This is a genomic window from Vibrio makurazakiensis, assembly GCF_050337375.1.
GTDB classification, from domain to species: domain Bacteria; phylum Pseudomonadota; class Gammaproteobacteria; order Enterobacterales; family Vibrionaceae; genus Vibrio; species Vibrio makurazakiensis.
On the sequence record NZ_JAKJSW010000354.1, the window covers coordinates 1 to 2,788 of the forward strand.

General features: G+C 36.7%; 3 protein-coding genes. 1 reads left to right on the plus strand and 2 read right to left on the minus strand.

Annotated elements, in window-relative coordinates:
• Together L4C33_RS21265 and L4C33_RS21270 are read right to left on the minus strand one after the other, a co-directional pair.
• On the minus strand, window positions 1-689 hold a 689-nt coding region (locus tag L4C33_RS21265), incomplete at its 3' end, for an SDR family oxidoreductase (protein WP_428814385.1).
• A gap of 560 nt (window positions 690-1,249) precedes the next feature.
• Window positions 1,250-1,918, minus strand: coding sequence for a hypothetical protein (locus tag L4C33_RS21270; RefSeq protein WP_428814386.1), 669 nt, complete (start codon window positions 1,916-1,918; stop codon window positions 1,250-1,252).
• 119 nt (window positions 1,919-2,037) lie between these two features.
• Between L4C33_RS21270 and L4C33_RS21275 the strand changes: the two genes are divergently transcribed.
• Window positions 2,038-2,607 carry a hypothetical protein gene (locus tag L4C33_RS21275; protein WP_428814387.1) on the plus strand — a complete coding sequence of 190 codons (570 nt, stop codon included), beginning with the start codon at window positions 2,038-2,040 and terminating at the stop codon, window positions 2,605-2,607.
• Window positions 2,608-2,788 lie beyond the last annotated feature (181 nt).

Sequence of the window (2,788 nt, forward strand, 5' to 3'; positions counted from 1 at the left end):
GCACCAGAGTCACCAGCCAAAAAGCTAACGGCTTTTCCGATCTCTTCAGGGGTAGCTAGACGCTTCATAGGGATTTGAGCTTTAATAGATTCCAGAACTTCAGGTTTCATTTGTTCAACCATAGGTGTTGCTGTGTAGCCCGGTGCAATGACGTTCACTGTTACCGCACTTCTCGCGCCTTCTGCCGCTAACGCTTTTGAAAAACCTATCATTCCGGCTTTTGCTGCTGAGTAGTTTGCTTGTCCAAATTGGCCTTTTAGTCCATTGACCGAGGAAATATTAATGACGCGGCAATTACCTTTTTCACACATGGCTGCAAATAACGGCTGAGTTACATTAAATACGCTATTCAAGTTCGTATCTATTACGGATCTCCACGACTCCGCATCCATTTTCTTAAATACACTGTCGCGAGTAATGCCTGCATTATTAACGAGTACGTCAATAGTGCCTTCTTCTTCAAGTAGATGACTTAATTTCTCTGCGCATTCTGATGTATTGGTAACGTCTAATTCAAAAAGTCTTACTTGGTCTTGTGTAAATCCTTTTTCATTAAACCATTCTAATGCGCATTCGTAATTACCTGTGTAATAAGTTGCAATGATCCTATAGCCATCTTCAACTAATTTAGAAGAAATCGCTGATCCAATACCACCCTTTGATCCCGTAATTAAAGCAAGCTTTTTCATTTATGATTCCGTCCCTAACCAGCAGTTGAATAAAAATTAAATTAAAGATCACAACGTTATAAATAGAACTGTTTATTATCTTGGAAGTGATTAATTTCTTTTAATTAAACTAACGGACTATTGTTACAATTCAAAAACAAMTTTTTCCAATATTTCAAAGTAAGACTTTGATCTCACTAAAGTGAAATGTTGCATACATGTAAATACCAGTAAGCCATTGAATAAATTAGATATTTTTTAATTTCATTTCAATCAGTAGAACTGTAAGTTATTGATTAATAAGAGAYAGGGTATATACAGGAGTGATTTTGCAGGAATTATGCAGGATTGAAGAGTTTAATAATTAGTAAAACAAATACGCAATGTTAGGCCAGCGTCATATTTACAATTCTATTTTTAACAGACAACTTAATTCATATCGATAAAATAGTTTCAGATTCAACCTGTTAATATCAAGAATAAAAACATAAAAAAAACCTATTACTAAATAATAGCAATAGGTTTAATTTTATAAGTTATATTTATTCAAATGGTTATTTTGATGTATATAACAATAATAATTAAAGAATGAATGTTTCTTTGCTAATCACATCCAAGTAAATTTTATTTTCTAGTTTCATACCACCACAGTAAATAAAATACACTTTACGTTCTTGAAACTTAACAGATCGAACCCAGCCACCCAGTTCATCAAAATCATCCGGGCTACATTGGCCACTTGTAATAAAACCTTGAGTTGCGTTCCTAAACTCTTGTTGATACATCTTCAAGTCATCTGACTTAGCAATATAAGAATCTAGAATTTCTAGTTGTTCATCTTTAGAAATGATGACTTCTTCATTGGTTAGCCCTTCTAAAGCCACCCACTCCGCAATTTCTTCGCCACCATCTTCATACACGATATAGTCAGAGATCCGAACCCAACCATCTTTTTCTTCAAGGACATTAACTTCTTTAGACTTATACAAGTAACTTTCAATAACTCCAGCTTCGCTAGGGTCACTGACAACAGCAAGCTTCCTCTCTTTTACAAAGTACCGCATCGGCTCACTAGGTTGCGATAAGTCCATGATTGGCTTTTCTTCGATACCTGACTCGCTATCAACCTTATCCATTGCTCCCTCTTCTTCTGAGGTCATGAGATCTTTTTGCATAAAGAAAAAGTAATACCCAGCACCAGCTCCGCCGAGCAGCAGCAATACGAGAACAGCAATAATGATTTTCTTCATGATATCTAAACCGCTAACCTTATGATTAGATAAGTGTACATCAACTTATGTCAGCACTCATCTATACTATCTAGTAACTGGAATTAAGTGGGGCTCAACGCAAGAATCCTTGGTGGTTTATGAGCACAAATTTAAAGGTGTACAAAGTGACTTGCATCCTCGGGCTATTCTTTATTAGCTATGCTGAGTCATGCGTCGCTGAACACTGCACCGAGCAATCATGGTCTAAGTTGTTAAACAAGCAGCACACTGTCGAGAATTGGTACAACCAAAACGCATTAGGCTTTAATCAGCTTCTTGGACACTATGACCAGCAAGTTTTGATGGGTGAAGAGTTCAATATCAACGAACTGTCTTCATTCTGGCATCCCAATAAAACTGAGCTACATAAAAGACTCAATGATCAAATTCAAAGCTCCACCTACCTGGCGGAACTTTTATCTCAACGTGTATTGCTAATCAATGAGAAGATAGACACCGTATCTGGGCTAACGCTTGCTTGGCAAGAGATCAGCTTTCATTGTTTGAAGAAGAACCGTGCCTTAAATTATCAAACAAGTCAGAACAACATGCATAGTTCGCAATCACTTCAATCAGCCCTTTCGTTACTAAAGTCAAAATACGATCAGCTTAGCCAACGTTATCGAGACGAAGCACAAGCTATTCAGGCATCTAAGCCCAAGTTATAATCCCATTATAATGGGTATTTATTTTCCCCTTGAAGCCCTCTAACAATCTCCTTACAGCCTTTATGTATCAACGTTTTTCATTATTTTGATTGTAATTTATTGGCTTTTTTATCAACAAGATGAGTAATTAGCCAGCAAAACTGCCAGGTTTTTGCGAGATGCATCACAAAACGATTTACAG